Source organism: Pseudomonas sp. URMO17WK12:I12 (genome assembly GCF_000514395.1).
Taxonomy (GTDB): domain Bacteria; phylum Pseudomonadota; class Gammaproteobacteria; order Pseudomonadales; family Pseudomonadaceae; genus Aquipseudomonas; species Aquipseudomonas mucoides.
Window position 1 is genome coordinate 34,401 of the sequence record NZ_AZVV01000013.1, and the last position, 26,232, is coordinate 60,632.

A 26,232-nucleotide genomic window follows, 5' to 3' on the forward strand; every position below is an offset into this window, starting at 1 on the left:
AAACACGCTTCGTGGCGGCGTCGTTGCTCAAAAAGCAACGGAGCCACCCGCAAGTTACTGTTGAAACTCGCCTTTTTGTTCCCCACCATGAGGCAACCCTTTTAATCCACCCTTAAATAACGCTTGATGCACGATGTAATTTCTGAGTATCAAAAAACAAAATAGCCATAAGTTAGTCAGGTATGCATGCCGCTGCACATATAGAACAAGGAAAGTTGCATGAGCCTACTCACTGAAAACCCAAGGTTCGCCATCGTTCTCGCTATTTTTGGCTCCCTCGCAATAGTACTGGCCGCGAGAATTGTGCATCTGTCGATTTTTTCTCATGAATTCTTGAATAACGAAGGGCGTAAACGTTCAACGCGAATGATTGAAACAATACCCGTGCGCGGCACTGTTTTTGATCGCTTCAGTAACCCCCTGGCGGTCTCTACCCCCGTCAGCACCTTGTGGGTGAATCCCAGGCAGTTTGCGCCAACTGATCAGCAGGTAAGCCTGTTGAGTGAACACCTTGCCGTGGAGGCTGCACGGATCAGACAATTGACATTGAACACTCAGGGCAAATCGTTCGCTTATTTAGTCAGAAGGATTGATCCAGCAATCGCAAACAAAGTAGTAAAACTATCTATTCCCGGCGTATATGAACGCCAGGAGTACAAGCGATTCTATCCACAAATTTCGATGATGGCTCAGACACTGGGCTTCACCAACATTGACCAGAAAGGCATTGAAGGCATCGAGCTAATGTATGACCGCGAATTATCAGGAACGCCGGGGCTGCAAGAGCTTACTTTAAATCGGCTCAAACACATCACCCGTGAGATTGTCGTGCGCAAGCCCGTCATTCCTGGAGACGACTTACATTTAACAATTGATTCGGTCCTTCAACACCACGTTGAAAAAGCACTCTGGAAAGCGCTTAAAGATAATGCAGCCCAGTCGGTAAGCGCCATTCTCATACACGCCAAGACAGGAGAGATACTGGCACTCTCCACCGTCCCTTCATTCAATCCAAATGCGCGTAAAGGTTTTCGCCCGGCGGTTATTCGAAATCGTGTATTTACCGATGTCTACGAACCGGGCTCAGTGATAAAGCCCTTGAGCATGGCCGCCGTCTTGACGGCAGGTGTCGTTGCCAAAGATGCCATTATCCAGATCGCACCAGGCTTCGTTAAGATTAATGGTCATACGATTCGGGACGTGGGAAGGGACAATCAGTTGGATTTACCCGGAATCCTTCGTCGCTCTTCAAATGTCGGAATGAGCAAGATCGCCATATCAACCGGTGGTGCCGTCATTTCACAAATGCTGCGGGATGCAGGATTCGGGAGTGACACCTCTGTGCTCTTTCCAGGGGAAAGTGTCGGGTTTGTTCCAACCAGGAGAATATGGTCGGATATCGCCACGGCAAGCCTTTCATACGGATACAGCCTGTCGGTCAATCTGGCTCAGTTAGTTCAGGCCTATACCGTTTTTGCAAATGATGGAAACCTGGTTCCCTTATCGATCATTAAAGGCCAGCCTCAGACACCGCGCAAAGTCATGAGCCCGGAGGTCGCCAACAGCATCCTCGATATGCTGGTGCACGCAGTGGATGGACCTGGCGCAGGCGGAAAGCGAGCAGCCATCGAGGGTTATGCCATCGCGGGCAAAAGCGGAACATCACGCAAGGCCTCCAGTGGCGGGTATCAAAACAATGCATACCGGGCGATGTTCGTCGGTATCGCACCGGCCAATGCACCGGAGTTCATCATGGCTGTTCTAGTGGACGAGCCTACGGCCAAGGGTTACTTCGGTGGAGCGATTGCAGCACCGATTTTCAAGGAGGTACTCGAAGACGTCCTTCGCCTCAGAAATGTACCGAGTGATCAAAGTCCAAGCCTACCGGCAATACAGGGCTGATTTGCAGGAAAACAGTACGTATCCACCTTCTAGATAATTACTTACCAAAGGATAGATAAAATGAGAAAAAACCTATGGATGGTCGTTGCAGCGACGTCCCTTGCCATCGGTACAGCGTTTGCTCAAGCACCTGCAAAAACTGAAGTGACCAGCGACGCTCCCGTTGGAGCATTGAACGAATGCTACGACACCCTTGGTGATCAACCTCGGACCGCCTTGCAGCCTTGTCTTGAGCGCAAGACCAGTGAAGCCTTGGCACAAATGCATATCGCCTACAAAAAACTGGAAGCCGGGACAAAGGAAGTCGATTCGAGTTCGACGCCCAAAGCACTGGCCTCGCTGCTCGCTTCTCAGCAGGCTTTCGAGGCGTTCAAAGATGCGCAGTGCCAGTGGACGGGAGACGCCATGATGGGGGGCTCGGGCTCTGGAGATGTTGTAAGTGCTTGCAAAGTCGATTTGATCCGTTGGAGAACAACGCAACTTTCCGATTGAATAGTCAGCCCCAGGCGACTGGCAATACCCGAGTTTGGTAAGCCAAAGGATCAGGGCAGGTTTTCAAGTAGCTCCAGTGCCCGATCGAAATCGAAGCTTTCGGCTTGCTGGACCACCCGATGCAACTGCTCAGCCATCCGCGAACCGGACGTCAGCGTCTGGAGCTTGTGCAAAGCCGTCAGCGCCTGGGTGTCACTCTCGGCCAGCAGATACCGGACGTGGGCCAATTGCGTATGCCATTCGCTGTCGAGTGGCACCGTAGGCTCTTCGGCCAGTGTCGGTTCGGTAAGCAGCGATAGCCCCTCCAGCATAGGTGTCAGGCAGCGTTCGACCTCGGCCAGTCGATCCGCCACGTCCTGCTCCTCGCCTGCGCTCAGGCACACCTGCTCCAATTGGCTGGCGGCGTTTGCCACGCCAACGGCACCGATGTTGCCCGCCGTACCTCGCAAGGTATGCGCCAGCCTGATTGTCACCGAAGGATCGCCCTGCCCTCGGGCATCCAGAAACTCGGCGCAAAAAGCCTGTTGGCTGACGTGAAATTTGCGCAGCAGGCGCAGGTAAAGCTCGACCTTGCCCATGCAGGTGCGGAGGCCCGCGTTCAAATCAATGCCAGGAAGACTGGCTGGCAGGCCCGCCGTCAACGGGGTGACCGGTGAAACATCGACCGACGGCGCGCCACGGCCAGGTCCGGGGTGTATCCACTTGGCCAATGTGGCGAACATGTCCTCGACGTTCAACGGTTTTGAAATGTGATCGTTCATGCCGCAGTCAAGCGCCCGTTCACGGTCCCCCGCCATCGCGTCGGCCGTCATGGCGATCACCGGCAGATTCGCCCAACGTGGCTGCTCGCGGATCTTGCGGGTCGCGGTGTAACCGTCCATCACCGGCATCTGGCAGTCCATCAACACACCGTCGAAGTCGTCATCACGCGCCAGCTGTTCGAGTGCTTCTTCGCCGTGAATGGCCAGACGCAGCTCGATCCCGGCACTCTCCAGCAGTTCACACGCCAGCTCACGGTTCAGCTCATTGTCCTCGACCAGCAGCAGGCGCGCGCCACGTAGGCTGGCCATGGCACTGGCGCTCTGGCCGAGTCGCACGCAAGCCCGGCGATCGGTCTGAGGACGGTTGCCCAGCACGCTGCCCAGCGCCTCAAGCAACGTCGAAGGCGTCACCGGTTTGGTCAGCACCACCGGCAATTGGATGCCGTACCGGATGGCCTCTTCACGGGCCTCCTCGCGCCCGAACGCGGTGACCATAATCACCGAGGGCGTTTGCGCCAGTTTCGCTGCGTGCATCTGCCGCACCGTCGCCACGCCGTCCATGCCAGGCATGCGCCAATCCATCAGGACCAGGTCATAGGGCAGCGTTTTGGCTTCGGCCTCCACCAGCAAGTCCAGTGCGGCCCGGCCACTGTGCGCGACGTCCACTTCCACGCCGAAACTGCGCGTCATGTCAGACAAAATCTCGCGTGCGCTGGCGTTGTCGTCGACCACCAACACGCGTTTGCCCACCAGTTCGGCGGCGGTCACCATGCGCCGCAACGGGACCTCGCGCTGCACGCCCAGGCTCACCTCGAAATGGAACGTGGAGCCTTGGCCCGGCTCGCTCTCCAGCCAGATTTTCCCACCCATCAGCTCCACCAGATGCCGGGAGATGGCCAGCCCCAACCCGGTGCCTCCGTATTTACGGGTCGTGGAGCTATCGGCCTGACTGAATGGCTGGAACAGGCGCGAGCATTGCTCGGCGCTCATGCCAATTCCGCTGTCACGCACCCAGAAATGCAGTTGCGCCTGCTCTCCTGCGGCGCCGCGCAGCTCTACACCAAGCACGATCTCGCCCTGCTCGGTGAATTTCGTCGCGTTGTTGCCCAGGTTGACCAGCACCTGCCCCAGACGCAACGGATCGCCAATCAACGCGGTCGGCAGTTCGGGAGCAATGTTGAAGAGCAATTCCAGGCCTTTGTCCTCGGCTTTCAGGCCAATCATGTTGGCAAAGCCGTCGAGTACGTTTTCAAGGTAGAAGGGAATGTGCTCGAGGTGCATTTTGCCGGCCTCGATTCTGGAGAAATCGAGGATGTCGTTGATGATCACCAACAGGTACTCCGCCGAGCGATGGACCTTTTCAATGTAATTGCGCTGGCGCGGATCGAGCTCGGTGCGCAAGGCCAGGTGACTCATGCCGATGATGGCGTTCATCGGCGTGCGGATCTCGTGGCTCATCGTCGCCAGAAAGTTGCTCTTGGCCCGGGTCGCCTCTTCTGCGGCCTCGCGGGCCCGCTGCACCTCGGCTTCGGCGATCTTGCGATCGGTGATATCGAAGTACCAGTTGGCCCCCATGCCCCGTTCTCCCAGCGTCAGCGTGATGGCCGACACCAGTACGTCGAAGTGTTCGCCCCCGGCACGCTGCAGACGGGCCTCGAAGTTCAGCACCGCACCTTGCGACGCCGCTTCGAGAAAGCGCTGGTGTGCCCCAGGATCAACCCAGAACTGCGCCGGGTCCGCGCCCTCGAGTTCATCGAGGCGGGTCCCGAACAAGCTGTCGAACTGCGGATTGCAGTAGGTCGGGCGGCCATCGACATCTCTGATCACCATGGCCACCGGGCTGCTATCGAGTACGGCGCGCAACTGTGCCTCACTGGCCTTCAGCGCCGCCTGCAACTGACGACGCTCACTGACGTCGCGCACCGAAGCGCACACGCAGATTTCGCCTCCTTCCAGACTTGGTAAATGCGACAGACTGATCTCTGCCGAGAAAAAGCTACCGTCCTTGCGCACGCCTTGCAGGTCGTCCAGGTTGGCCCCCATCTGGCGAGTGTCACCATGCGCGGTGAATCCCTGTCGCAGCGCCACATGACGCCCGCGACTGGCCACTGGCACCAGGCGTTCGATGGCCTCGCCGATCAACTCACCGGCGTTGTAGCCGAACAACTGGTCCAGTTGGCGATTGGTTCGCAGGATATGCCCCTCGGCATCCACCACCAGCATGCCGTCCGGCGCCGCTTCGATAATCCCGCGATACCAGGCCTCGGTCGCGCGCAACGCCACTTGCTGGGACTCGAGCACCTGCGCCTGCTGCTCCAGTTGCAGCGCTTGTTCCGCCACTTCACTCGCCTGGCGACGGGTTTCTGCCAATAGGGTCTTGACCGCCTGATTACGCTCCAGGATCGCCATGGCCGCCGCCAGACGCGGGATGGCTTCCTGCAACAGCAGCATCTCGCGCTCGCCTAACGGCGCCAGCCCGGCCAGCTCGAGCACGCCCAGCAATCGCTCGCCACGCATGATGGGTTGCAACAACAGGCATCTGGCCGGGGTTTCGCCAAGCGGCGAGTGCAAACGCCAGTAATGCTCGGGCAGCGGGTGAAGCTGACGTGGCTGGCGATCCGCCGCGCACTGCCCCAACAGGCCATCGCCGAACAGGACTTCCTCCTCCGGTGGCCGCTCGGCATCGGTGGCATAGCGCCCCATCAGCAGCAGCTTGCCGGCTTCCTCGTGTGCGCTGTAAAGCACCCCTTGGCAGATGCCTTGCGGGCTGGCCATGTGTTGCAGGAATACCTGCGCCAGCTCGGCGGGCGTTTCTGCCTGCTGCAAATCGACCTGCAATTGGGCGGTCTGCGCCTTGATCCAGCGCTGACGTTCCAGTTGTCGAGACTGCGTCTGCAGCGTGGCAATGGCCCGCGCCAGATCGCCCGTTTCGTTGTTCATGTCGGTGTGGGGAATCGGCTGATCGAGCTCGCCGGCGGCCAACTCGTCCACCGCCACCCGCACCCGGTTAAGCGGATTGCGAATCGACTGGCTGACCAGCCAGGACAGCAGCAGCGCCAGCGACAAGCCACCCAACAACAGCACGTAAGTCAGCTTGGTGCTGCGCTCGGCATAATCGGCAATGTCCTTGGCCGTTTCGCGAATCGTGTCGCCCTTGATCTGCGCAACCGTGTTCAACAACGCGTCGGCCTGCTGGTCAAGTTGCTGGAACTCATTGCTGTTGAGCAGCAACAACGCCTGCCCCTGCCGCCCCTGATCAATCATGACAAAGGCTTGTTCTCTATTGCGCTGCAATTGTTGCAGCAGCACATCCAGCTCGGCCAGGCGCGCGAGGTTTTCCGGACGCCTGAGGGTCAATTTGGCTTGAGCCAGTGCCTGTTGCAGACGACCCTGGGTCTCACGCATTTGCTGCAGGGATTCAACACGGATCTGCGCGCTGTCGGTGCCTACCGCACGCTGCAAGGCCTGCAGCATATGAGGCAGTTGCACCCGTGCCTCATACAAGTGCTCCATGCCGACCAGTTCCTGAAGATAGAGGTTTTGCATGTCGTGCTTGAGCGACTGCTGGGTACGCAGGCTTTGCACGCCGAGTACCAACACCAACAGCAGCAGCGCGGCGAACCCCAGGATCAGTTTGTGCAGCAGCGCAAGACGCTCAAGCAGGGGGCGCAATCCAGTCATAACTATCCTCGTGAACCTGATGAAAACACTGGCAATGGGGCATGCAGTCGCAGGTTCATGGTGTCTGGCCGATGCGCTCCAGGGCAGCCCGCTGGCCGGCCATGTCCAGATCGGTATCGGCGAAACGCTCGGCAACGGCCTGGAACTGTTCAACGCAACTCAGAAAGGCATCGCAGATGTCCGGGTCGAAGTGCGTGCCTCGCCCCTGCCGAATAATCTCGACGGCCTGTGCGTGGGGCATCCCCGATTTATAGACCCGTCGGCTGATCAGCGCGTCATAGACGTCGGCCACTGCCATCATCCGTGCGCTGATGGGGATGTCGTCGCCAGCCAGTCCCTGCGGATACCCGCTGCCGTCCCATTTTTCCTGGTGACTGTAGGCAATCTCCTTGGCCAGACTGAGGAAGTCGGCGCGAATGCCCAGCGCATCCTCGGCATGCTGGATCGCGTCACGTCCTAACGTTGTATGGGTCTTCATGATCTCGAACTCTTCCTCGGTGAAGCGTCCCGGCTTGAGGAGGATGTGGTCGGGAATGCCGATCTTGCCGATGTCGTGCAGGGGCGCCGACTTGAACAGCAACAGGATGGTCTCCTCGCTGAGGAAGTGACTGAATCGCGGATGATCCCGTAGATGCTCTGCCAGCACCTTGACGTAATGCTGGGTCCGCCGGATGTGGTTGCCCGTTTCGTTATCGCGGGTTTCCGCCAGTGACGCCATGGCCTGGATGGCCACGTCCTGGATCGCAATCACCTCGCGAGTCCGGCGCACCACTTCCTGCTCAAGGTAGTCGTTGTGATCGCGCAGGAAGTCTGCCGCCGCCTTGATCTTGAGCTGGGTATCCACCCGCGCCAAAACCAGCGCCGGCCGGATCGGTTTGGTAATGTAGTCGACGGCGCCCAGTTCCAGTCCATGGATCTCGTCCTCGGTCCCGGCCATGGCCGTCAGGAAGATGATCGGAATGTCGCGGATGCGCGGGTCGCGTTTGATCTGATCCGCCACTTCATGGCCGGACAGCCCGGGCATCATCACATCCAGCAGGATCAAGTCCGGCAGTGTGTCGCCCTGCAGAATTCGCAACGCTTTCTCACCGCTATGAGCGGCCTTGACCCGATAACGATCCTTGAGCAGATCCGTCATCAGCATCAGGTTATCGGGTGTGTCATCGACCACCAGGATGGTAGGCGGACTGAAGCGACGCTGTTCGACACTCATGGGGGCGGCTCCCTTGCCATGCATTGGCATCCCAAGGCGACATTTACGCCCCGGCGCAAGGAAGCTTAGCTGCTGTTCTTGAAGACCGGCTTCGATCTAAAGCATTTTCTCCAGGCCGATCTTGTCGCTGAGCCAGGCCTTGAAGCTGCGCCAATGCCCGCCCGGCTCCGTTCGCAACGTATGCAGGCGACCGTCGTCCTCCGTGAGCCAGACGACTTCGCCCTTTTCCAGGCGAGCCTGGTAGCTCACGGCGGGCGCCATGCCCTCAAGCGCCAGTTCGCGCATGTAGCCGGCCAGCTCAGGGCTGTCGACCAGCACGCCGACTTCGGTATTCCACAGCACTGAGCGCGGGTCGAAATTGAAGGAGCCGATGAATACTTTCTGCTGGTCCAGGATCATGGCCTTGGTGTGCAAGCTCGAGTCCGAGCCGCCACTGAAACCACGGGAAGAACCGCCACTGGGATCGTCCGGCTGGAGCCGCAGTTCATAAAGTTTCACGCCATGTTCGAGCAGGGTCTTGCGGTAAGGCGCATAACCGCCATGCACTGCAGGAACGTCGGTGGCTTCCAGTGAGTTGGTCAACAAACGCACATCAACGCCGGCATCGGCACGCCCGATAAGGTAGCGCATCCCCGACTTTTGCGGGACAAAATAGGCGGAGATCAGGATCAGGTCCTGATTGACCTTATCAAGCTCAGGCCGCAGTTGTGTGGCCATCAACAGCGCTCGGGCCGGTTCATCGTCGGCCAGCACTTTGCTCGGTGCATCCCACATCGCCTTGCTGTGCGCCCAGATCAGCTGCTTGCGCCAGGTCTCGAGCTGCGGTTGAGTCCGGTAGGTCATGAGGTGATCGTACAAAGCGCTGTTCTCGACGCGGGTGCTTTGCAGCGATTTCTCGAGGCGTTGCCGACTGTTCAGCAAGTCTTCGGCGGTTGGCTTGTTGGACACCAGGGCACTGATAGGCTGGCTCAGGGCGCTGTTCCAGTATTGATCGAAACTGCGGCCCAACTGTGCGGCGACCGGGCCGACGCACAGCAGGTCCATGTCGGTGAAGTTGCGATCGAGCTTGGCGTCGAAATACTCATCCCCCAGATTGCGTCCGCCGACGATGGCCGCGCTGTTGTCGGCCAGCCATAGCTTGTTGTGCATGCGACGGTGCTGTTGGGACAGATTCAGCAGGCGGCCCATGGTTCGGGTGACCATCGTGCTGCGCCCCAAATGCAAAGGGTTGAAGACTCGGATATAGATATTCGGGTGCGCGGCCAGTGTCGCGATGACTTCTTCCTGTCCGTCGCTGGCGGTGTCGTCGAGCAACATGCGCACCCGTACGCCGCGATCGGCGGCCAGCAACAATTCATGCACCAGTGCCCGGGTGCTGAGACCGTTGTGCACGATGTAGTACTGCAGATCGACGCTTTTCTGCGCATTGCGAATCAACTCGGCACGCGCCCGGAACGCCTCGCTGCTGTTAGGCAGCAAGCGAAAACCCGAGCGCCCTTCATGCGGGGCTGCCTGGTTCTGGAGGGAGCGCCCGAACGCCGATTCGCTGGCGGGTATTGCCTCGCTGAATTCGTGGGGCAAGCGCGTGGTGGAACAGCTGACGACCAGCAGCGCGAGAAACAGTGCGGGGAAGAACCAGGGCATGAACAAGGCGCTCGTCCTCAACCTCGACGGGGGGCGTCCCGGCCTCGGGAGCCCGTCTATAGCCGCCGGTTGCCCCCACAAGGGTTCGCCGACGGCAACAAGGATTCCCTCAGGCTGGGTGCCGGATGCAGAGACCATCGAGCCCACGGCAATCTGCACAACTTTTTTTTAGTAAAGCCCGGTTCAAGCGGCCTGTCGAAAATTAACCGCAGGACTGTTCCTGTGCTGCACCGTCTAATCTGAGTAGGGCAAGCCCCTAAACACGCCTCTCGATCAGGGGAAACAGGATGACCAAAAAAACTGCGCGCCACGGCTGTTCAAGGTTTCTGCTCTCCCTGCTCGTCCTCAGCCTGGCGCTGACAACAGGATGTTCAAAAAAAGTGCACAGGGATCCCTATGCGCTTTCAAGCTTTGGCTCAAATTGCTATGCGAAAGCGCTACCCACTACCGGCGAGGGTGGTCTGGCCTGGGGCGACACCTTGAACATGGCGCGCAAGAAATCCATGGACAATTGCATACGCTATGCCGGTCGCTCCGGTGGCACGCCGAAGACCTGCCAGGTGGTGGTCGCGGAGTGCAAAAATCAATAGCGGCCCAAGACGGCGGACCAGAGCTTAACCCTGCCGCACAATGTCGACCGAGATCTCCACCGCCGTTACCGTTCCTCTGTTCTCCAGCCAGTGTGTAGTGTTCCTGTCTTCCGGCCAGCCCACTCCCGGGCCATAGTCCGTGGCAACACCGTTGCGGTGATCGGTGATCGTTCCTTGCAGGATGTAGACGGTGCCGGGTCGGTCTACATGGTTGTGAATCGGCCCGAAGACGCCTCCAGGCTCGATGGTCACCCTGCGCATTCTGAGTTGGCGCCCTGCCATGCCCTCGATCTCAGGACCCAGGTCAATCGTTGCCAGTAACTGCACCGCAACGCCTTTTGTCTCGGGTGCCGCCTGCTCATTACTCATCACCTATTCCTCTCTGTACAGACCGGGCCTGACTGTTAGTAAACACCCTTAAAGCGTGTGTGCACTCGAGAGGCGACAAAGGATCGATCAGCGGTTCAGACGTGTCATGAAATGAAAAGAAGGTGTCGTCGAATGAATGGTCGGCCACAAAAAAATACGCGTAAAACACGTCACTAACCGTAGTGGCGCTGCGCCTCTTTCGTACCTCCAAAACATAATAATAATCCGAAGAAGGATCGCGTTTTATGCGTGTGAATTTGCCCGTAACCGAGCATGAAAGACTCTTCCCCGCCGAACAACGGTTGATCTCCACAACCGACCTTGATAGCCGAATCACTTACTGCAATGAAGCGTTTGTGGCCATCAGCGGTTTCACCCATGACGAATTGATCGGCCAGCCGCATAACCTGGTCCGACACCCTGATATGCCGCCCGGGGTCTTCATTCATATGTGGCACACCATCAAGCAAGGCAAACCCTGGATGGGGATTGTGAAAAACCGCGCGAAAAATGGTGATTTCTATTGGGTCAGTACCTACGTCACACCCATCTTTGAAAACGGACGCATGAGTGGCTACGAATCGGTTCGTTCGGTGCCCACTCGCGACCAGGTCCGCCGGTCCTCGGCACTCTATGCGAGGATGCGGGCCGGCAAGCCGATCGTTTCGCTGAGTGCACGGATTTTCCGGCCGATGCAACACGGCTGGCCATTATTGATGGCAGGTGTGGTTTCACTTCTGGCTGATCAGTGGCTCCCAAAAGTGGCAGCCCAAGGGGTTCTGTTGGCGAGCCTGGGTATCGCCTGGTACTTGATCGAGTCCCGACATCGCCGAGCCATCGAGCGCACCCTGGCCGAGCATCCGAAAGCCTTTTCCGATCCGTTGGTCGCGCTCACCTTCAGCGACAACCACGGCCCCCAGGGTCGGCTGGACATGGCCATGCTCAGTGAGGAAGCACGCTTGCAGACAGCCCTGTCCCGACTGGTCGATGCCGGGATCAATGTGAAGGCCAAGGCCGCACAGTCCTCCGAACTCTCGGGTGCGCAAGCGCAGTCACTGGATCGCCAGCGCAGTGAAACGGATCAGTCCGCCGCCGCCATTTCGCAGATGGCGGCAACGAACCAGGAAGTGACGCAAAACGTCATGAACACCGCGCATGCCGCGTCCGAAGCCGACCAGTTGACTCGCGAAGGCAGTGAGCTGGCGGTGCAAAGCCTGAGCGCCATGCAGGCCATGAACGATGCCGTCAACGAAATCGGCCAGGCGGTCAACGCATTGGCGATCGAGACGCAAGCCATCGGCAGTGTCGTGGACGTCATTACGTCCATCGCCGAACAGACCAACCTGCTGGCGCTGAATGCGGCGATCGAGGCGGCCCGGGCAGGTGAACAAGGGCGCGGCTTTGCCGTGGTGGCCGACGAGGTGCGCTCCCTGGCACAACGCACCCGCACCTCCACCGAGCAGATCCACGGCATCATCGCGTCACTGAACATGGGCGCCGATCGCGCCGTCTCAACGGCCAGCCGGGGTGAGCAGATTTCCCGCGACAGCATGCAGCGTGTCGAGGCGGTACAGTCGGCGCTGGTCGGCATCAGTGAAGCCGTCAGCCGAATCACCGGCATGAGCCAGCAGATGGCGTCGGCATCGGAAGAACAAAGTCACGTGACTGAAGACATCAATCAGCAGATTACACGGATCGCTCAGCTGTGCGATCACAGTGCCGGGCAGGCCAAGCAAGGTGCTGCGATCAGTCGGGATCTGGAGGGAATGGCTGAGTATCTGCACGGATTGGCAGAGCGTTTTAACCGATAGGTATTAGTGACGGTTGACCTACAGGGTGCTGAATCAGCACCCTGCGGTCATCACGGGCAGCACTTCCGTAAACAGAAGTCCCCCATCAGCAGGACAACGTCGCCAGATAATACGCAGTCGACCTTCCAAAATATCTAGGATCGACGACCCGGTTGGAACCCATGACGTCTCGCACTCAACACGGCCAGTAGGCTCAAAACTGCAAGAACCAATAGCGTCCATGGGAAAGAGCCAGGACCGGCGTATTGAAGTAACACTCCCCCCAGCAGCCCACCGCCGGCGACAGCAAGATTGAATACGGTTACCAACATTGACTGCGCGACATCTGTCCCTTCCCCCGCGTTATCCGCGATGGCTGTCTGCAACAGCGTTGGCGCCCCACCGAAGGTCAGCCCCCACAAGGCAATACCAGCCAGCGTAACCATTGAGCTGCCATTGGCGAAGCCAATGATTAATGCAGCCGCGGCAAACAGAGCGAGGCTGAGAATCGTCAGCATCCTGAGAGAGCGATCTACAAACACCCCCGTTATCCAGATTCCGAGGACGGAAGAGGCACCAAACAAAAACAACACAACATCCACATATTCGGCAAGTCCCACTGACGCCAGATAAGGTGCGATATAGGTGTAGAGGATGTTGTGAGCCAAGATCCAGGCAAAGATCACAAAGAGGACTGACCGGATACCCGGGGTAAGGAAAATTTCGCGAATGGATTGACGCTTTGAAGACGATTGACCGGGGTAATCAGGAATACAGGATCGGACCCAAATCAACAGTGCAAATGAAAGCCCCGACATTATCCAAAATACGCCTCTCCAATCCGAAAGACCGCCCAGCCAGGTGCCCAATGGAACACCAATAGACAGAGCGATGGGTTGGCCAACCCCGACAATTGCCAAGGCGCGTCCTTGAAGATGGTTAGGGACCATGCGTCTGGCGTAGCCAGCCAGCAGCCCCCAAATAAGACCCGCCGCCATACCTGCAATAAATCGCGAGACAAGTATCACTACGAAATTAGAAGAAAGCGCGGTAATTGAGTTGAAAACCAGCAAACCAAGAATAGCCAGAAGAAACAGAGGTCTCCTCCGCCAACTGCGTGTGGCTGCAACGATTGGAATCGCGGCTAAAACCGAACCCAACGCATAGAGAGTTACCAACTGACCGGCGAAAGCCTCTGAAACGCCAAGGCTTGATCCAATCTGTGGCAACAGTCCCGCCGGCATGGTTTCAGTCATGATGGCAATGAAACCCGCCAGGGTAAACGCCAGTAACTTCCAAATAGGAATACGTTCGCTATAGCCGATATCGGAAATAGGCTGATTGGAAAAACTGCTGTCCTGAGCTGTCATAATACGTTCACCGCTTTAATAATTTGGGACTTTGCAAAGTAGATGCGCACGCTGGAGAATCTCGTATTCATAAACGTCCGCGTGCCATCCAAGGGGGTCAACAGGCTCGAGTGCTATTGATATTTTTACGATACTTTCAACAGCACTAACTCAAGGCTCGGGTACCGCGTCACCTCAAACGCGATAGATCCACGTTAACTTGCTTTGTTTTATCAATCAGTACAGCCAAGACGCGTTCGTACTGAGGGTGTTCAGCGCAGGTTTTACATCGCATTAACACGATCATCTAAAACAGCCAGACTTCTGGAATGATCAGTACAATACCAGGCAAAAAAATTTAACTGAGCTTGGTTATTCTAAAAAAAAGGGCCTCAAAGAGCACTTATTGCGACGTCAACAATGTCTCCCAGCCTTTCCGCACGCTCTTCTTGTGCACTTCCTTTGCCAAGCACCCTGATACCCTGAATTGTGCTGACAAAGAATCTCGCGAGTGCGCCGGGATTTTTTTCTACGGATATTTCGCCGCTCTCCTGGCCTCGCTTTATCAGCCCCTTAAGGGCCCGCTCCATGCGCGAAAAGTTTTGGGCGACCAAACTTGCTATTTCCTGATCATGCCTTGCCAACTCTAACGAGGCATTGGCGACCATGCACCCCAGACTCTCTTTATCGTTGAGTTCTTCCGAAACAATTTTCATCAGCAGTTTGCGCACAATATCTCGCACCAAACCTTCCTCTGATAAAATCGAGATATTTGGCGCAGTGAGTTGGTAATAACGGCGAAGAGCAAATTCATAGAGACCTCGTTTGCTGCCGAACGCGTTATAGAGACTTCCGCGTCCTAACCCCGTTCCGTCTACAAGATGTTGAATACTTGCTCCGCTATACCCTCGCAACCAGAAAACATGCATAGCCGCTTCGGCTATGGCATCTGAGTCAAACTCCTTGGGTCTCATAGGGTGTGCGCTCTGGAATGATCGTTCCAAACAATCTAAAGCGTCCATGCCCGATAGTCAACACACGATTGAGCGCTCTGAAACGGGTCTCTTGGCCTTTACCGTAAACAGGGCAATACTAAAAAATGATCTTCAGCACACAAAAAATCCTGTAATTGCCGAAAATCGGCTCCATCCCCGGGCTTACTTCGAAAGCTCTTGCAACAAAGTTTGAAATCGTGCTGCAGCAATCCACCTGTGGATTCAATCGGCCAGAAGCAACCATCCGCAAACGTATAATTCAACGCTGATGATTGGAGCCGTATTGGTCAAAAGGAGATCGGGAGGGGGCATTACGCAGGTTCGCCCCCCACTACTAATCCACAATAAACAACTTCGCCCCGGTGGTGGTGAAGGACCGATGTCCCTCAGCATTATTACCCACCTGATAACTCATGCCCGGCGTCATTGTGAACTGACGACCATCTTCCAGTTCTGTATGCAACTGCCCCTCCAGGCACAAAAGGATGTGCCCCCTCCAGCACCAGTGATCGGCCAGATACCCAGGGCTGTACTCGACCATCCGCACACGCGCTGAACCAAACTGGCAGGTCCGCCAATAGGCTGTGCCTGTCTGACCGGCATGCGCCACCGGCTCTATCGTTGACCAATCGGTGGTACCGAAAGGAATGGCAGTGAGATCCATGGTTGCCTCATCGAATTACAATAAATGCGGACCGTAACAATCTGGCGATGGTGCCGATAGACACAGACAGCCCGGATTTAGGGGATACAGGCGCTGCAAACCCGCAACAGGCTGGCGAGCCATCTCACTGTTGTTTCTGGCTTACCGTACTAGCGATGGTTGCGATAGCGTTCGGTCAACGACTGCACGAGGGTGACGTAGGATTGCGTCTCGGCGTAGGGAGGCACCCCGTTGTACTCGACCACGGACGCTTCGCCAGCGTTATAGCCTGCCAACGCCAGCACCTGGTTTCCGTTGAAGCGCTTGAGCAACCAGGCCAGGTAGCGCACGCCGCCACGGATGTTTTGTCGTGCGTCGAACGGATTGTCCACGGCGAAGCGCTCGGCGGTGGCGGGCATCAACTGCATCAGCCCTTGGGCGCCAGCCTCGGAAATGGCGTTGGGGCGAAACGCCGATTCGGCATGAATCACTGCGCGGACCAGCGCCCTGTCGACACCGTAATGCCCCGCAGCGGCTTCGATCTCCCGCCGATAGGAATCAGTGTCCAGGCGCAGTGAGGCGACCTTGAAATCCTTCGGCACCCTGCACAGATAGCAGCCCTTGATGACATAGAGCTCAAGGACATCGACCCGTGCGGAGATGCCGACGGGACGTCGGCTCACATATTGACGAATACCCTTGTGCTTGAAGGTGAACACCCGAACCCGCACCGCGCCTGAATCGTCGTCCTGCGCAAGCTGGGGCGGGTCAATTGTCTTAGTGCCGACACCGGCGCCCGCCGTGCCATTCAGGCGAGTGCAGCGGGCGTTGGAACTGGCTTGGCTGGTGTAGCTGATGGCTCCGTCACTGGCTTGGCACTTGAACGTGGCGCTCGCGCACAGTGGAGCGGCCAGCAAGGCCAGCTCGATGCAGCCAAGAAGGCTCTTGCAAGCCCATCGCCATGCTCTGGAACTCATCACATCGCTCCGTGCCCGGGCGCAGCCTTTGGAGGCCTGTACTGGTGATCGCCTTTGTTCTGATAGTTATACCCCTTGTAACCGGTCAAGGAACTTGCATTGACGTACGGGCTGCCGGCGCTCCACGGCGAGGCCCAGACTTGATTGCTCGCACGACGCGACTTCCCAACTGTTGCCTGGACGAAAGCTGAGTGCTTTGGCATTCCTGCCAGGAATGCAATGCATAAAATTAATGAATTTTTATTATCGCCGCTTATGACCTAAGTTGATTCCAAGGACATGGAGAACCGCCTTGAAATCACCACTTAACCCCGCTGAAAAGTTTGATAACACTCGGGCCAATGAGTACGGACGACAGAGCCGTATCGCACTGGCAGGTTATGACGCCTGTCAGGACTTGGTGGCGTGCATGCTCGCGGCAAGCCTTGGAAATAGGGACTCGGCAAAAATACTGGTCGTTGGCGCTGGCGGTACGGCGCAGGAGATCATCGCGATGGCCAGGCTTGAGCCAGTCTGGCGCTTCACCGCCGTTGATCCGTCTGAGCCGATGCTGGAAACCGCGAAACAGCAGTTAGCCGTAAACAACGTGCTTGAAAGAACGGACGTGCATCTCGGGCACGTTGAAGACTTGGCCGCAGATGAGTCCTACGACGCAGCCACTTTGATCGGTGTACTCCACCATCTCGATGGGGATGATGCCAAGGGAGAAATTTTACGGTCCATTCGGGCTCGTCTGAAACCGGGGGCTCCACTGATTGTCGCCGGCAATCACTATGCCTACGCCAGCCAGCCGTTACTCCTGGCAGCCTGGGGGCAACGTTGGCGGCAGCACGGAGCCAGTCCGGATGAAGTGAAAGTCAAACTTGGGAAAATTCTTCAAGGCGCTGACCCTCCACATTCTGAGGCGGCTGTTCAGAAGCTTTTGCATGATGCGGGTTTTGGGGACGCTACCCGTTTTTTCAGCAGCCTGTTTTGGGGTGCCTGGTTAACGTGTAAAACAGTCTGAACGGCGATCTGACATGCACGGAGCTAGACTCCGCCGTCATCCCCTTTAGTTGGCGTAACAGCCGAACCTGCCAGCAGGCCGCCGTCAATGTTGAATTCACTGCCGGTGATGTATGTCGCTTCATCCGAGGCCAGTAACAGCGCCACGGCCGCCACTTCTTCGGGCATGCCAAACCGTCTGAGCGGCGTATCCCGGACCAGTGCGGCCATTCGTTCTTCACGCCCCTCGTCGGTGCCTAACATCGGCTCCCACATGGGCGTGAGGATCGCCGCCGGATGAATTGAGTTGCACCGAACCTTGAGGCCTTGCTCAGCGCAGTAAAGCGCCACCGTTTTCGTGTGATTACGAACCGCGCCCTTGGACGATGCGTACGCTGCCGCGCCCGGAATACCGACCAAACCTGAGCGGGAGGAGATGTTGATAATCGAGCCCGATCCTGGATTCCGCATGGCGCGAATGGCGTACTTGCACCCCAGGAATACACCGTCAAGATTGGTCTGATGCACGGCGAGCCAGTCTTCCAGTCGCGCATGTTCCGGGTCGTGCCGCACGGCGCCTTGTTCAAACCCGGTAATGCCGGCGTTGTTCACCAGGATGTCCAGCCTGTCGCGCTCTTTCAAAATGTGCGCCGTCACTCGCTGCCAATCGTCCTCCCGCCGCACATCCAGGCGCAGATAACGGGCACGATCACCGAGTGAGTTTGCTAGCGCTCTGCCGAGCTCATCGTTTATATCGGTGACGTAAACGAAGCACCCCTCCTGCACGTAGAGTCGTGCAATCGCGGCGCCAATTCCTTGGGCTGCCCCTGTAATGATCGCAGTCTTGGCGGTAAGTTTATTGTCCATAAATGATCCTGAGACGCCCTTGGTTTGATGGATGCAAAGCGTTAACCAACCCGAAGTCGAGTTCACACGCAAAAGCAGACACTAGCACCCCGAACATAAAGCACCTGTTCTATCCTCTCATCCAACCAACAACTCCGGACATCAACATGCCCGCTCCCGAATCCACCCTCCTCCAAAGCTGGCACCATAATGCCCGATCCTGGATCGAAGCCATCCGCACCGGCGCTATCGAAAGCCGCCGGCAAGTCACCGACCAGGCCATCTTGTTGGCGGTAATGGGCCGGCAGCCTGAGCGCGTGCTCGACCTGGGGTGTGGTGAGGGCTGGTTGTTGCGTGCGTTGGCTGACCGGGGCATAGAGGCGGTCGGGGTGGACGGTGATGCGACGCTGATCGAGGCGGCACGGGCAGCGGGCTCTTCGACAGTACAGGTGGCGAGTTATGAAGAATTGGTGGAGGCGAAGGTCAACGTAGGCAGTGACTTCGATCTGATCTGCGCCAACTTCGCACTATTGCACCAGGACATCATCCCGCTGCTCACGGCCATGAACGCCCTGCTCGTTCCTGGCGGCACGCTGGTGATCCAGACGCTGCATCCGTGGACCGTAGCGGCCGGCAACTATCAGGATGGTTGGCGGGAAGAGACCTTCGCCGGGTTCGGGGGTCAGTGGCAACCCATGCCCTGGTATTTCCGCACCTTGTCCAGTTGGCTCAATGCGCTGGACATGGCTGGTTTTCGGCTGGTCGCCTTGCAGGAGCCGCAGCACCCGCAAAGTCCTGTGCCGGAGTCATTGTTGTTGATGGCGGAGCGGCGGGAGTCATAGCAATCGCGAATGTCACTGCGGCTGAAAGGTTTGCAGGTAGGCCAGCAGGTTTTCGATCTTTTCCGGATCGCTGAGTCCCCAGAAAATCATCCGGGTGCCGGGGACCACTTGTTTCGGCGCTTCGAGGTACGCGGTCAGTGTCTCGCGGGTCCAGACGATACCGGCGGCTTTCATCGCGTCGGAGTATTGGTAATCCGTGGTGCTGCCGGAGTGCCGGCCAAAGATGCCATTGAGCTGCGGACCGAATGAACCCCGCGCCGACTCCCCGACCTGATGGCAGCCCCCGCAAATTCGCTTGAACAGTGTCGCACCCGCTTCAGCATCGCCGGCCGCGTGTGCCTGAAGGCTGAATACACCTGCAGTGAACAACAAGGTAAACGTGAGTGCAGCGGCTTTGTACATGTTCATTTCCCAGTCGTGTTTCGTCAGGCGCGAAAGATGGGCGCCCGCTTGCGGGGGCGAAAGTCTACGCAAAGAATGGCTGTCTTCATAACCCACGGTGTCATCAGGGGTTATTCACTGACAGCTTCAAGCGCAGTCTCTATCCTGTGCGGGCGTATTGGCGTTTGACGAACATTCTATTGGAGACACCTGTGCTACCCCTGACCGCCCGCGAGGTTTACCAGACATTGCGCGAGGCCGCCCTGGGCATCCACCCTTTGCGGCGCCTCGATGAACACGCCGGGCCCGGCCAGATTCAGGTCGATATCGAAGGCTGGCGCCTGACCCTCGACGTCGACGGCGTCCATGTGCGCCACTGTCAACGCTGCCACAGCCCCGATGGCCGCGTGGGTGAACTCGACGACTGGCAACGTTTTGGCACTGACCCGGTCAGTTTTCTCAGCGCATGGGAACTGGCCCAGATCGAGCGGCTGCTGACCAAGTGCCAAGGCGCACCCGCCAAACGCCAGTCATGAAAAAGCCCGGATAAACCGGTCTTTTTTCGTTGTTCGTCCCGCAGCCCAGGCCATTGCCCTCCTCCACGTGCCTCACGCCAGATGCATTCACAAAGAAGCAGAAAGTAGTCGCGAGACTGCGTAATAATCGGGTCCAATCGATAAATACTGAGGAGTGAGTTTTATGACCACGCAATCCGAAACCGCCATTCTGGCCGGCGGCTGCTTCTGGGGTATGCAGGATTTGATCAGGCGAATGCCCGGCGTGCTGTCTACCCGGGTCGGTTACTCGGGCGGCGATGTGCCCAACGCCACGTACCGCAATCATGGCACCCATGCGGAAGCCATCGAGATTGTGTTCAATCCGGCGGTGATCAGCTATCGCCAGATCCTCGAATTTTTCTTCCAGATTCATGACCCTTCGACGGCCAATCGTCAGGGCAACGACATCGGCCTCAGCTACCGTTCGGCGATCTTCTATCTCAACGAAGAACAACGCGATGTCGCCGAGGACACCGTGGCTGATGTCGATGCGTCCGGCCTGTGGCCTGGCAAGGCCGTGACGGAAATAGCCCCCGCCGGCCCGTTCTGGCAGGCCGAGCCGGAGCATCAGGACTACCTCGAAAAAGTACCCAATGGCTACACCTGCCATTTCATTCGGCCGAACTGGAAACTGCCAAAACGCGCACTCTGAAGCAATGACTCGAGTCGCGAGCAGGCTCGCTCCCACAGTGTTATGGGGTGGGTTCAAGGTTGTGCTTGAACCACCCCACGCTCTTCCAGCAAGCGCACAAACATGGTCAAACTCTGGGACACCGTTCCTCGGCGCCACACCAGCCACGTGCGCAAATACCGGAACGATTCGGACAACGGCCAGATACTCACCGTGGTGCACCCCGGCATGCTTTCCAGCATGCTGCGCGGCATCAACGCCAGGCCGGCACCGGCGCTGACGCAGGCCAGCATGCCGTGATAGGACTCCATTTCGAAGATCTTGCCCGGCACCGCCGCGTCCTTGCTGAACCAGCTCTCAAAGTGGTGCCGGTACGAGCAATTGGAGCGGAAGGCGTAGATATTTTCGCCGTTCACATCCTGCGCCCGGTGGATCGGCGAATGGTTGAGCGGCGCGATCAGCACCATCTCTTCCTCGAACGCCGGCACGCCTTCCAGTGCCGGGTGCAGCACCGGCCCGTCGACAAACGCGGCAGCCAACCGCCCCGACAACACCCCATCAATCATCGTCCCCGAAGGGCCGGTCGACAGGTCCAGTTCAACCTTGGCGTGTTTCTGGTTGTAGGCCGCCAGCAGCCCGGGAATGCGCACCGCCGCCGTGCTTTCCAGCGACCCCAGGGGAAACGAGCCTTGCGGTTCTTCCCCTGCCACAGTGGCGCGGGCTTCCTGCACCAGGTCGAGGATGCGCCGGGCATAGTCGAGAAAACTCCACCCGGCCGGCGACAGGCGCAGGCGGCTTTTCTCGCGGATAAACAGGTCCACGCCCAAGTCCTGCTCCAACTGCTTGATCCGCGTGGTCAAGTTGGAAGGCACGCGGTGGATGTGCTGTGCGGCGACGCTGATGCTGCCGTGCTCGGCAACGGCCTTGAAGATTTCCAGCTGAACCAGATCCAAGTCATTCTCCAAACGTGAACGATATGCTCAGCATTATTCAGTTTCCGAAAAACAAACGCCACCGTAACCTGAGCGCATTCCCACCTAGCAGGACGGTGCCATGACCCGCGTTTCCAGCCTTACCCACGCCATTTCGATCAACCCGACCACCGGCGAGCAGATCGGCCACTACCCTTTCGAGTCCGACTCGGCACTGCAAGCCGCCCTGTCGCGGGCCGCAGGCGGCTTCCGTGTCTGGCGCAAAACCGCCGTGGCGCAACGCTCGCAATTGCTGATCGTCCTGGCTCAGGCCCTGCGCAACAGTGCCGACACAATGGCCACCATGATCACCCTGGAGATGGGCAAGCCCATCTCCCAGGCCCGTGGCGAAATCGAAAAGTGCGCGCAGCTCTGCGAGTGGTACGCCGAACACGGCCCGGCCATGCTCAACGCCGAATCGACGCTGGTTGAAGGCGGCAAGGCGCGCATCGAATACCGCCCGCTAGGGCCGATTCTCGCGGTGATGCCGTGGAACTTCCCGATCTGGCAAGTGCTGCGCGGCGCCGTTCCAGCGTTGATCGCCGGCAACACCTACGTGCTCAAACACGCTCCCAACGTCATGGGCAGCGCTTACCTGCTACTGGACGCTTTCAAGAACGCCGATTTCCCTGAAGGGGTTTTCGAAGTACTGAACGTCACGCCGGACGGCGTTTCCACGGCGATTGCCGACCCGCGCATCGCCGCTGTGACCCTCACCGGCAGCGTGCGCGCCGGCATGGTCATCGGCGCTCAGGCTGGGGCGGCATTGAAAAAATGCGTGCTGGAACTGGGCGGTTCCGATCCGTTTATCGTGCTCAACGATGCCGACCTCGATGAAGCAGTCAAAGCCGCCGTCATCGGCCGCTACCAGAACACCGGGCAAGTCTGCGCGGCGGCCAAGCGCTTGATCGTCGAGCAAGGCATTGTCGAGGAATTCACACGTAAATTCGTCGAAGCCACGGCCAAACTGGTGGTCGGCGATCCACTGGCCGCTGACACTTACCTCGGCCCGATGGCGCGGTTTGATCTGCGTGATGAACTGGATCAACAAGTGCGTGACACCCTCGAAGAAGGTGCGACTTTGTTGATGGGCGGCAAGAAGGCGCAGGGGCCGGGCAACTTCTACGAGCCGACCGTGTTCGCCAATGTCACCGACCAGATGACCTCGTTCAAACAGGAATTGTTTGGCCCGGTAGCCTCGATCATCACCGCACGCGACGCCGCCCATGCGCTGGAACTGGCGAATGACAGCGAGTTCGGCCTGGCGGCAACCGTCTTCACGGCCAATGTCGCGCTCGCCCAACAGATGGCCGGCGAACTGGAAACCGGCGGCGTGTTCATCAACGGCTACAGCGCTTCCGACCCCCGCGTGACCTTCGGCGGCGTGAAGAAAAGCGGGTTTGGCCGCGAGCTGTCGCACTTCGGCGTGCGCGAGTTCTGCAATGCCCAGACCGTGTGGCTGGACCGCCGCTAAGCGAAAAACGCAGCCTGGGCGTCGTTGGCTCCCAGGCTGCGATTTTATTCATGCACGAAATAGAGCTTGTTGACGATCATCCAGCGCTCATTGATTTTCAGTAACGACAAATAATCGGTAAAGCGCATACCGGCATAGTCATCCATTACCTTGACGGCCGCAGCATCCCCCGTGATATCGACGCTGAGCGTTTCCCAAAACGGCTTGACCTCTCTGGGCGCCGGCCCCTCGGCCTTGATGGCGCTGACAAACTCATCCAGCGACGACCATTCCAGCGTTCCCTCGTAGTGACCGATGATGCGACAGGCGGGATGAAACGCGTGCCGCAGCAGCACTTCGTCGGCGAATACCATTCCTTCGACATAATTACGAATGACAACGCTGATGTGCTCCCTGTCCAGCGATTGAGCAGTCATGACATACCTCCAGCTTTATCGTCCTCACACCGCCGGTGAGGGCTCAACCTAAAAAGTCTAGCACCGCGATTCGACCCCTCGTGCGCGGCGACTATGCTGTTGGAGGTCACTTTTCGGGAGGCGCTGAAGATGTCCCTGACGCTCTATTACCATCCACTCTCGTCGTACTGCCACAAAGTGCTGATCGCGCTCTATGAGCACGCAGTCGACTTCGACAAACGGATCATTGATCTGGGCAACGCCGCTGAAAAAGCCGAGTTGCAGGCGCTCTGGCCGATCGGCAAATTCCCGGTCATTCATGATCACACCGGCCAGTGCGACGTGGCGGAGTCGACGATCATCATTGAATACCTGGATCACTATTTTGCCGGGCAACACCGGCTGATTCCGGGCCATTGGGACACGGCGCTGGAGGTCCGTCTGTGGGACCGGGTCTGCGACAACTACCTTCAGACGCCACTGCAGCAGATTGTCCTGGATCGCATCCTCGGTGCGAACGGCAATCTGACCCAACAGCGCGCCACGCTACAGACCGTGTACGGCATGCTCGACCGCCAGTTGGCGAACAACGCCTGGCTGGCCAGCGCCGCGTTCAGCCTGGCCGATTGTTCAGCGGCCCCGGCGCTTTTCTATGCCAGTACCCTAGAGCAGATACCTGGTGAACACGGCCATTTGAACGCCTATTTCGAGCGGCTGATGAACCGGCCATCCGTGCAGCGGGTGATCGACGAAGCCAGGCCTTACTTCTCGCTCTACCCGTTCGAGCAAGACATCCCGCAACGGTTTCACCCGCGCCCCTAACGCACGATGTCGATCAATTGTTCGCGCTGCGCCCCCGTGAGCATTGGCCCGAAACCGGCGCCGGCATTGTCCGCCATGTAACGCGGATTGCCGGTGCCGGGAATCACGCAGGTCACCGCCGAATGGGACAGCAGGAACTTCAACGCCAGTTGCGCCCAACTGGTGACCCCCACTTGCGCAGCCCAACCGGGCAGTGGCTTGCCCTTCAAGCGTTCGAGCAAACCGCCGCCACCGAAGGGCCGGTTGCAGATCACCGCCACCCCGCGTTCGCGACACAGCGGCAGGATGCGTCGCTCGACACCGCGATCGTCCAGCGCATAGTTGATCTGCAAAAAATCCAGGGGCTCAGCCTTGAGCACCGCCTCCACTTCCTCATAGGCCGTCGGCGTGTAATGGGTGATGCCGATGTAGTGAATCCGACCTTGCTCCTTCCATTCGCGCAACGTCGGCAAATGGGTTTGCCAGTCCAGCAGGTTGTGGATCTGCATCAGATCGATGCGGTCGGTTTGCAGCAGGCTGAAGGACCGTTCCATCTGCGCAATACCTTCCTCGCGGCCACGGGTCCACACCTTGGTGGCGAGAAAGGCCGGCGAGCGCGGCTCATGGATCGACAGCAATTCACCGGTGGTCTGTTCGGCGCGGCCATACATCGGCGAGCAGTCGATGACGGTGCCGCCCTTCTTGAGCAAGACGCTGAGCACCTCTGGCAATTGTTTGTAGGCGAGGCTGGAAGGCTCGACATCAAAACCGCGATACGTACCCAGCCCGACGATGGGCAATAGCTCGTTGCTGGAGGGAATGGCGCGGGTCTGCATGGTCTTGCCTCCTGTTTCCGTCGACGGCGCCGAGGTTGCAAAAGCCCGATCGAAGGTGAAAACCGCCGGAACACCGGCAGCCAGCGTGAGAAATCGTCGACGCGTGTATCCGTCAGTGTGGCTCATCGTATTGCCCGTGTGGCCCAACCCGGCGTGCCCCGCTACCGTTGAACTAAACTCTGGCACCGATCCCGTGTTAGCGGACCTCGATCCCAGAGCCGTCAATGTCGCCCCCTAAAGTTAGTCGAATGTTCAGAACCCTGACGCTTCTCGTTGTCATCCTTGCTGCGTTGTACCTGACGCTGTGTGCGGCGTTGTTCGTGTTTCAGCGCGCGCTGATCTACTACCCGCGAGCCAGCGCGGCCACCACACCCGCATCACTGCTGACGCTGACGGTCGAAGATGCGCAAATACAGGTGTCGGTCAGGCCTCATGACGGCCCGAACGCCTTGATCTACTTCGGTGGTAACGCCGAGGATGTGTCTCGCAGTCTGTCCGGTTTTTCCCAGGCGTTCCCCGAGCAGGCGCTGTACTTGATGCACTACCGCGGGTTCGGCGGCAGCAGCGGCTCGCCCTCGGAGGAAGCGATTGCTCGTGATGCGCTGACCTTGTTTGACAAGGTCTACAGCAGCCATCCGAAGGTTGTCGTGGTCGGGCGCAGTCTCGGCTCGGGCGTCGCCGTGCGCCTGGCCAGTCAACGCCCGGTCTCGCGGTTGATCCTGATCACGCCCTACAACAGCCTCGAAAGCCTGGCCAGACAACAGTTTCGCTGGTTCCCGGTGAGGTGGCTGTTACAGGACCGCTTCGAATCCTGGCGATATGCAGCGCACATCACGGTGCCGACGCTGTTGATCGCCGCCAGCCACGACGAGGTCATCCCGCGTTCCAGCACGCAGCAGCTCTACACCCATTTCGCCCCCGGTGTGGCGACGTTGAAGGTGATACCGGGCACCGGCCATAACTCCATATCCGACAGCCCCGAGTACCTGAAGCTGCTGGGCGACGGATTATGAGATGGACTACCTTCATAGACAGTATCGATCGCGCAGTCATCCAGAGTGATTGGACTCACCGCCCGCAAGCTCTTAGCCTGCGCGCGACGCGAAAC

At 58.3% G+C, this 26,232-nt stretch carries 23 protein-coding genes and 2 pseudogenes; 12 read left to right on the forward strand and 13 right to left on the reverse strand.

Going from position 1 to position 26,232, the window contains the following annotated elements; all coding sequences use genetic code 11:
- Positions 1–219: 219 nt before the first annotated feature.
- Positions 220–1,902 carry a penicillin-binding protein 2 gene (locus D882_RS0118725; RefSeq protein ID WP_027924638.1) on the forward strand — a complete coding sequence of 561 codons (1,683 nt, stop codon included), beginning with the start codon at positions 220–222 and terminating at the stop codon, positions 1,900–1,902.
- Between the two features lie 60 nt (positions 1,903–1,962).
- Complete coding sequence (gene umoC, locus D882_RS0118730) at positions 1,963–2,394, forward strand: lysozyme inhibitor LprI family protein (protein WP_027924639.1); 432 nt, start codon at positions 1,963–1,965, stop codon at positions 2,392–2,394.
- Between the two features lie 50 nt (positions 2,395–2,444).
- On the opposite strand, the gene D882_RS0118735 is transcribed toward umoC, so the two are convergent.
- From D882_RS0118735 to D882_RS0118745, 3 genes are all read right to left on the reverse strand, one after another.
- Positions 2,445–6,836 carry a response regulator gene (locus D882_RS0118735; RefSeq protein WP_027924640.1) on the reverse strand — a complete coding sequence of 1,464 codons (4,392 nt, stop codon included), beginning with the start codon at positions 6,834–6,836 and terminating at the stop codon, positions 2,445–2,447.
- Positions 6,837–6,891: 55 nt separating this feature from the next.
- Positions 6,892–8,049, reverse strand: a complete 1,158-nt coding sequence (locus D882_RS0118740) for an HD-GYP domain-containing protein (RefSeq protein ID WP_027924641.1) — start codon at positions 8,047–8,049, stop codon at positions 6,892–6,894.
- A gap of 96 nt (positions 8,050–8,145) precedes the next feature.
- Positions 8,146–9,693, reverse strand: a complete 1,548-nt coding sequence (locus D882_RS0118745; RefSeq protein WP_027924642.1) for a phospholipase D family protein — start codon at positions 9,691–9,693, stop codon at positions 8,146–8,148.
- Between the two features lie 287 nt (positions 9,694–9,980).
- Between D882_RS0118745 and D882_RS1000000132135 the strand changes: the two genes are divergently transcribed.
- On the forward strand, positions 9,981–10,283 hold the full coding sequence (locus D882_RS1000000132135; protein ID WP_081743976.1) for a DUF4189 domain-containing protein: 303 nt from the start codon (positions 9,981–9,983) through the stop codon (positions 10,281–10,283).
- 24 nt (positions 10,284–10,307) lie between these two features.
- Here D882_RS1000000132135 and D882_RS0118750 read toward each other — a convergent pair whose 3' ends face one another.
- A complete protein-coding gene (locus D882_RS0118750; protein WP_027924643.1) occupies positions 10,308–10,652 on the reverse strand; it encodes a cupin domain-containing protein in 345 nt (114 codons plus the stop codon).
- Positions 10,653–10,897: 245 nt separating this feature from the next.
- Between D882_RS0118750 and D882_RS1000000133590 the strand changes: the two are divergent.
- Positions 10,898–11,179, forward strand: a pseudogene (locus D882_RS1000000133590) (PAS domain-containing protein); the annotation flags it as partial.
- 306 nt (positions 11,180–11,485) lie between these two features.
- Positions 11,486–12,463: pseudogene (locus D882_RS1000000133595) on the forward strand (methyl-accepting chemotaxis protein); the annotation flags it as partial.
- Between the two features lie 134 nt (positions 12,464–12,597).
- Here the strand turns inward: D882_RS1000000133595 and D882_RS0118760 are convergent.
- The 4 genes from D882_RS0118760 to D882_RS0118775 form a co-directional block, all read right to left on the reverse strand.
- Positions 12,598–13,812: an MFS transporter gene (locus D882_RS0118760; RefSeq protein WP_027924645.1), complete on the reverse strand. Its 1,215-nt coding sequence runs from the start codon at positions 13,810–13,812 to the stop codon at positions 12,598–12,600.
- A 371-nt stretch (positions 13,813–14,183) separates the two neighbouring features.
- Positions 14,184–14,813: a TetR/AcrR family transcriptional regulator gene (locus tag D882_RS0118765; RefSeq protein ID WP_228758763.1), complete on the reverse strand. Its 630-nt coding sequence runs from the start codon at positions 14,811–14,813 to the stop codon at positions 14,184–14,186.
- 307 nt (positions 14,814–15,120) lie between these two features.
- On the reverse strand, positions 15,121–15,450 hold the full coding sequence (locus D882_RS0118770) for a DHCW motif cupin fold protein (protein WP_027924647.1): 330 nt from the start codon (positions 15,448–15,450) through the stop codon (positions 15,121–15,123).
- Positions 15,451–15,599: 149 nt separating this feature from the next.
- Positions 15,600–16,406 (reverse strand): lytic transglycosylase domain-containing protein, encoded by an 807-nt coding sequence (locus tag D882_RS0118775; protein ID WP_027924648.1) that lies wholly within the window; start codon positions 16,404–16,406, stop codon positions 15,600–15,602.
- A 292-nt stretch (positions 16,407–16,698) separates the two neighbouring features.
- Here D882_RS0118775 and D882_RS0118780 point away from each other — a divergent pair, with 292 nt between their 5' ends.
- The gene (locus tag D882_RS0118780; protein WP_027924649.1) at positions 16,699–17,412 is read left to right on the forward strand and encodes a class I SAM-dependent methyltransferase; all 714 of its coding nucleotides are present in this window, start codon (positions 16,699–16,701) and stop codon (positions 17,410–17,412) included.
- A gap of 23 nt (positions 17,413–17,435) precedes the next feature.
- On the opposite strand, the gene D882_RS0118785 is transcribed toward D882_RS0118780, so the two are convergent.
- Positions 17,436–18,257, reverse strand: coding sequence for an SDR family oxidoreductase (locus tag D882_RS0118785; protein WP_027924650.1), 822 nt, complete (start codon positions 18,255–18,257; stop codon positions 17,436–17,438).
- A gap of 146 nt (positions 18,258–18,403) precedes the next feature.
- Between D882_RS0118785 and D882_RS0118790 the strand changes: the two genes are divergently transcribed.
- Positions 18,404–19,078, forward strand: coding sequence for a bifunctional 2-polyprenyl-6-hydroxyphenol methylase/3-demethylubiquinol 3-O-methyltransferase UbiG (locus D882_RS0118790; protein WP_027924651.1), 675 nt, complete (start codon positions 18,404–18,406; stop codon positions 19,076–19,078).
- Between the two features lie 12 nt (positions 19,079–19,090).
- On the opposite strand, the gene D882_RS0118795 is transcribed toward D882_RS0118790, so the two are convergent.
- A complete protein-coding gene (locus tag D882_RS0118795) occupies positions 19,091–19,480 on the reverse strand; it encodes a cytochrome c family protein (RefSeq protein WP_027924652.1) in 390 nt (129 codons plus the stop codon).
- A gap of 191 nt (positions 19,481–19,671) precedes the next feature.
- Between D882_RS0118795 and D882_RS0118800 the strand changes: the two genes are divergently transcribed.
- Both D882_RS0118800 and msrA read left to right on the forward strand, forming a co-directional pair.
- Complete coding sequence (locus D882_RS0118800) at positions 19,672–19,995, forward strand: hypothetical protein (RefSeq protein ID WP_027924653.1); 324 nt, start codon at positions 19,672–19,674, stop codon at positions 19,993–19,995.
- Between the two features lie 163 nt (positions 19,996–20,158).
- Complete coding sequence (msrA, locus tag D882_RS0118805; protein WP_027924654.1) at positions 20,159–20,668, forward strand: peptide-methionine (S)-S-oxide reductase MsrA; 510 nt, start codon at positions 20,159–20,161, stop codon at positions 20,666–20,668.
- A gap of 53 nt (positions 20,669–20,721) precedes the next feature.
- On the opposite strand, the gene D882_RS0118810 is transcribed toward msrA, so the two are convergent.
- Positions 20,722–21,600, reverse strand: coding sequence for a LysR family transcriptional regulator (locus tag D882_RS0118810; RefSeq protein WP_027924655.1), 879 nt, complete (start codon positions 21,598–21,600; stop codon positions 20,722–20,724).
- Positions 21,601–21,700: 100 nt separating this feature from the next.
- On the opposite strand from D882_RS0118810, the gene D882_RS0118815 reads away from it, so the two are divergent.
- The gene (locus D882_RS0118815; protein WP_027924656.1) at positions 21,701–23,092 is read left to right on the forward strand and encodes an aldehyde dehydrogenase family protein; all 1,392 of its coding nucleotides are present in this window, start codon (positions 21,701–21,703) and stop codon (positions 23,090–23,092) included.
- Between the two features lie 44 nt (positions 23,093–23,136).
- On the opposite strand, the gene D882_RS0118820 is transcribed toward D882_RS0118815, so the two are convergent.
- Positions 23,137–23,508: a nuclear transport factor 2 family protein gene (locus D882_RS0118820; protein ID WP_027924657.1), complete on the reverse strand. Its 372-nt coding sequence runs from the start codon at positions 23,506–23,508 to the stop codon at positions 23,137–23,139.
- 129 nt (positions 23,509–23,637) lie between these two features.
- On the opposite strand from D882_RS0118820, the gene D882_RS0118825 reads away from it, so the two are divergent.
- Positions 23,638–24,309, forward strand: a complete 672-nt coding sequence (locus D882_RS0118825) for a glutathione S-transferase family protein (RefSeq protein ID WP_027924658.1) — start codon at positions 23,638–23,640, stop codon at positions 24,307–24,309.
- Here the strand turns inward: D882_RS0118825 and D882_RS0118830 are convergent.
- Positions 24,306–25,250 (reverse strand): aldo/keto reductase, encoded by a 945-nt coding sequence (locus D882_RS0118830; RefSeq protein ID WP_081743977.1) that lies wholly within the window; start codon positions 25,248–25,250, stop codon positions 24,306–24,308. The genes D882_RS0118825 and D882_RS0118830 overlap by 4 nt on opposite strands.
- Positions 25,251–25,348: 98 nt before the next feature.
- Between D882_RS0118830 and D882_RS0118835 the strand changes: the two genes are divergently transcribed.
- A complete protein-coding gene (locus D882_RS0118835; RefSeq protein ID WP_027924660.1) occupies positions 25,349–26,137 on the forward strand; it encodes an alpha/beta hydrolase in 789 nt (262 codons plus the stop codon).
- Positions 26,138–26,232 lie beyond the last annotated feature (95 nt).

What these genes read in the sequence shown, in the direction of transcription:
- D882_RS0118725 (WP_027924638.1), top strand. Translation starts at nt 220, where the DNA reads ATGAGCCTACTCACTGAAAACCCAAGGTTCGCCATCGTTCTCGCTATT.
- umoC (WP_027924639.1), top strand. Translation starts at nt 1,963, where the DNA reads ATGAGAAAAAACCTATGGATGGTCGTTGCAGCGACGTCCCTTGCCATC.
- D882_RS0118735 (WP_027924640.1), bottom strand. Translation starts at nt 6,836, where the DNA reads ATGACTGGATTGCGCCCCCTGCTTGAGCGTCTTGCGCTGCTGCACAAA.
- D882_RS0118740 (WP_027924641.1), bottom strand. Translation starts at nt 8,049, where the DNA reads ATGAGTGTCGAACAGCGTCGCTTCAGTCCGCCTACCATCCTGGTGGTC.
- D882_RS0118745 (WP_027924642.1), bottom strand. Translation starts at nt 9,693, where the DNA reads ATGCCCTGGTTCTTCCCCGCACTGTTTCTCGCGCTGCTGGTCGTCAGC.
- D882_RS1000000132135 (WP_081743976.1), top strand. Translation starts at nt 9,981, where the DNA reads ATGACCAAAAAAACTGCGCGCCACGGCTGTTCAAGGTTTCTGCTCTCC.
- D882_RS0118750 (WP_027924643.1), bottom strand. Translation starts at nt 10,652, where the DNA reads ATGAGTAATGAGCAGGCGGCACCCGAGACAAAAGGCGTTGCGGTGCAG.
- D882_RS0118760 (WP_027924645.1), bottom strand. Translation starts at nt 13,812, where the DNA reads ATGACAGCTCAGGACAGCAGTTTTTCCAATCAGCCTATTTCCGATATC.
- D882_RS0118765 (WP_228758763.1), bottom strand. Translation starts at nt 14,813, where the DNA reads ATGGACGCTTTAGATTGTTTGGAACGATCATTCCAGAGCGCACACCCT.
- D882_RS0118770 (WP_027924647.1), bottom strand. Translation starts at nt 15,450, where the DNA reads ATGGATCTCACTGCCATTCCTTTCGGTACCACCGATTGGTCAACGATA.
- D882_RS0118775 (WP_027924648.1), bottom strand. Translation starts at nt 16,406, where the DNA reads ATGAGTTCCAGAGCATGGCGATGGGCTTGCAAGAGCCTTCTTGGCTGC.
- D882_RS0118785 (WP_027924650.1), bottom strand. Translation starts at nt 18,257, where the DNA reads ATGGACAATAAACTTACCGCCAAGACTGCGATCATTACAGGGGCAGCC.
- D882_RS0118790 (WP_027924651.1), top strand. Translation starts at nt 18,404, where the DNA reads ATGCCCGCTCCCGAATCCACCCTCCTCCAAAGCTGGCACCATAATGCC.
- D882_RS0118795 (WP_027924652.1), bottom strand. Translation starts at nt 19,480, where the DNA reads ATGTACAAAGCCGCTGCACTCACGTTTACCTTGTTGTTCACTGCAGGT.
- msrA (WP_027924654.1), top strand. Translation starts at nt 20,159, where the DNA reads ATGACCACGCAATCCGAAACCGCCATTCTGGCCGGCGGCTGCTTCTGG.
- D882_RS0118815 (WP_027924656.1), top strand. Translation starts at nt 21,701, where the DNA reads ATGACCCGCGTTTCCAGCCTTACCCACGCCATTTCGATCAACCCGACC.
- D882_RS0118820 (WP_027924657.1), bottom strand. Translation starts at nt 23,508, where the DNA reads ATGACTGCTCAATCGCTGGACAGGGAGCACATCAGCGTTGTCATTCGT.
- D882_RS0118825 (WP_027924658.1), top strand. Translation starts at nt 23,638, where the DNA reads ATGTCCCTGACGCTCTATTACCATCCACTCTCGTCGTACTGCCACAAA.
- D882_RS0118830 (WP_081743977.1), bottom strand. Translation starts at nt 25,250, where the DNA reads ATGAGCCACACTGACGGATACACGCGTCGACGATTTCTCACGCTGGCT.
- D882_RS0118835 (WP_027924660.1), top strand. Translation starts at nt 25,349, where the DNA reads ATGTCGCCCCCTAAAGTTAGTCGAATGTTCAGAACCCTGACGCTTCTC.